This is a genomic window from Agromyces seonyuensis (assembly GCF_009789225.1).
GTDB lineage: Bacteria > Actinomycetota > Actinomycetes > Actinomycetales > Microbacteriaceae > Agromyces > Agromyces seonyuensis.
Window position 1 is genome coordinate 1 of the sequence record NZ_WSTA01000152.1, and the last position, 1,104, is coordinate 1,104.

Genomic DNA, 1,104 nt, shown 5'->3' on the forward strand with positions numbered 1-1,104 from the left:
TGTGATGTCCAGGGACGTTGTTTCGGAACACGGCCTTGATCTGCTGAAAGGCGAAGACCTCCGGTTGTGAAGTGGAGCTGTTCAAGGAACCGCTTCGACAACTGGAGGCCTTCGTGTCCCACGCTAACGCGCTGCTGACTCCGCGCGCTCGTCTTCGCCTGGCACGCCTGATCGTCGATGACCGTTGGCCGGTCACGGCCGCGGCGAAGATGTTCATGGTCTCGCCCGTGACCGCCCGGAAATGGGCCGCCCGGTACCGAGCCGAGGGGGTCGCCGGGATGGCCGACCGATCGAGCCGGCCCCGCTCGATGCCGGCCAAGACGCCGCTGCCGATGGTCAAGCGGATCGTGAAAGCGCGGTGGCGGCGCCGGCTCGGCCCGGCGCAGATCGCCGGCGAACTCGGCCTGCCGACCTCGACCGTGCACGCCGTCCTCGTGCGCTGCCGCATCAACCGACTGGGCCGCATCGACCGAGTCACGGGCGAACCGATCCGCCGCTACGAGCACGACCACCCAGGCTCGCTGATCCACGTCGATGTCACGAAGTTCGGCAACATCCCCGACGGCGGCGGCTGGCGCTACCTCGGACGCGTGCAAGGCGAGAAGAATCGCGAGGCCACCGCCCGCCGCACCGGCAACCGCAACTCCCGCTACGAACCCCGAGTCGGCACCGCCTACGTGCACACCGTCATCGACGACCACTCGCGCGTGGCCTATGCCGAGATCTGCGCCGACGAGAAAGCCCCGACCGCGATCGGCGTCCTGCGCCGCGCGGTCGCCTGGTTCGCCGCCCAAGGCGTCACCGTCGAACGAGTGATCTCCGACAACGGGTCGGCCTACAAGTCCTACGCCTGGCGCGACGCGTGCATCGAGCTCGGCATCACGATGAAGAAGACCCGCCCGTACCGGCCGCAGACCAACGGCAAGATCGAACGCTTCCACCGAACCCTCGCCGACGGGTGGGCCTACGTCCGCTTCTACGCCTCAGAGACCGAACGACGAGACGCCCTACCCAGCTGGCTCCACTTCTACAATCAGCACAGGCGCCACTCCGCGATCGGAGCCCCACCCATCAGCAGACTCAACAACCTGCCTGGACATCACA

At 67.3% G+C, this 1,104-nt stretch carries 1 protein-coding gene; it reads left to right on the forward strand.

The features are described from left to right. Positions 1–113 precede the first annotated feature (113 nt). Positions 114–1,104 (forward strand): IS481 family transposase (locus tag GB864_RS17970; RefSeq protein ID WP_160427053.1); only part of this gene is annotated, 991 nt, incomplete at its 3' end.